Raw genomic sequence first — 2,077 nt, forward strand, 5'->3', positions numbered from 1 at the left:
TTTTATCCCTAAATTTGCCCCAGAAGTTAAAGAGGCTTTAGAGGGTGTGCTACATGGAGAGCAAATTAAACTCACCCAAGGGAGTTTGTATAAGCTAGTTAAACGGAGCAGAGAAGAGTTATTGCCCTATATTAGACCGACTTTAGAAAGCGCGGATGCAATAGTAAAACAAGTGGATAATGCGTTAATCTTTGTTAAAGACCTTGAAGGGAAAAAATATTTTACTAGTGTAGCGCGCAATGATAGCGGGGAGTGGATCATAGCTAGTAATGCACCCAAAACGCTTAATAATATCCAAAACAAGATCAAAGGGGGAGGGGAGGTATTATATAGCACCCTACCCGAACTTCCAATAATCGCTAAGTCCGAATTATCCGCTAAAGCGTTGAATAGCGAAGTAGGGAAAGCAGAGGCTACTAAACCGGCGTTTAAAAATCAAGATGAATTAACCGCCGAAGTACAAGAACTTCTAACTAAAATCAAAGAGGATTGGAGCAATAAAAATTTTACGCACAACCAAACAGACTTACAAAAAGCCCTAAGCAAACATTTAGACTTAGAAAAGGGTAATTATTCCCCTAATCTATCTGATGATATAAAAAAGGCTTTAAAACATAGCTATGATCAAGATAGCTTGAGTGTTACTAAAGATATTAGAATAGACTATCCCATTCATGCCACTAAGACCCTACCCTACTTCAAAACCACCCTAGAAAATCCAGACTATCTACTCCAAAATCTAAGAGGTGAATTAAGCTTTATTAAAAAGATTGATTCAGATAATTACGCGCTAGTGCAGTGGAATAGGCGCTTAAGTAGCTTTGATCCTAAAGAGGATATGCCATATTGGAGCTTAGAATTATGGGATAAAGCACGGCTAAAAGGCGCGCTTGAAAATGTTAATTCAACCGATAAAATAGATTTAGAAGGGGGGGTTACGAGCAAGCAAATAGATAATGGCCAATTAGGCTTTAGCAAAGAAGAGTTAAGCAAATGGCGTTTAGAGCAATTAGAAAGAGATAAAGCCCATCAAGCTTGGGTACAAAAAGACATTGAGGACATGGTTAAAAAAGAGGCCTTAAAAGAGACTAAAGCTAAAAAGGCCAAAGATTATAACCAGCCTGAAAATATCAGTTGGGATAATTTATACAGAGTATCCACAAACCTGCCCATTAATGCAAGTTTTGGCAAAAACTACACTACTTTTAGGTGGAATGGCAAGAGAGAAAAGGCCATTGAAGGGCTTTTACACTTGATGTATGAGAAAACGCGCAGTAGTGGCCAAATTGCCCCCGCATTCTATAGACAAGATTTAGGCGGAATTGATGTGTATACACAATTTGAGCTTAAGGGTATTGTTGGCACTAGTGTTAAAGATCAGCCAAACAAAGGCCTAGAGTTGTTTAAAGATCAGCCACAAGACTTTTTAACACCCATTTCACAAGAGGCAATTATTAGAGCTAATAAAGACTTTCAAAAGTGGCGCAACACCCATTTAGCAGACTACATTACTAAAACGATCTTAGAGGGGGATATAAAAGAAGTAGCACATAATAAAATCATTCTAAGCACTAGAGATACCTACAATAACAAAGTATGGGACTTTGAGGCAAAAATACACTTTAGCAACAATAACGACCCTAGCCAGCCTAAGCGTTATATGCTTGAGGAGTTTAAAGTTAAGGAGTTTAAAGAAAAACCCGCATTAAGTAGGAGTAAAGAAGAGACTTCCGCTACTAAAACAAAAGATCAAGAAATCCCCCACAATAAAGCCTTTGGTACAAACTTTAAAGAATTCTACCACGATCCTAAAGGCGCAATTGCTAAACTACTAGAGGCTAAAGAGGGACAAGTAGCCGGGGCATTTTATAGGGAGGATTTAGGCGATATAGATTTAGTGTGGGGAGCAAGTGCAACAGACTTAAAAGACTTGAAAGATGTTAAGGGCAAACCGCTTAAGCCCTATGGTTTATCTAAGATTGTAGAAAAACACCTAGATGACTTTAGCCCATTTGAGGGGAATAGTGCTTATGAGAAGTTAGGCAATGGGTTAGAGGAAATAGTAAAAAATGGGGAG

Annotated in this window: 1 protein-coding gene; it reads left to right on the forward strand. The window is 38.3% G+C overall.

Annotated elements, in window-relative coordinates; all coding sequences use genetic code 11:
* On the forward strand, nt 1–2,077 hold a 2,077-nt coding region (locus tag G6Q00_RS08095; RefSeq protein ID WP_275896775.1), incomplete at both ends, for a PBECR2 nuclease fold domain-containing protein.

The organism is Helicobacter suis (genome assembly GCF_902196125.1).
Classification (GTDB): Bacteria; Campylobacterota; Campylobacteria; order Campylobacterales; family Helicobacteraceae; genus Helicobacter; species Helicobacter suis_B.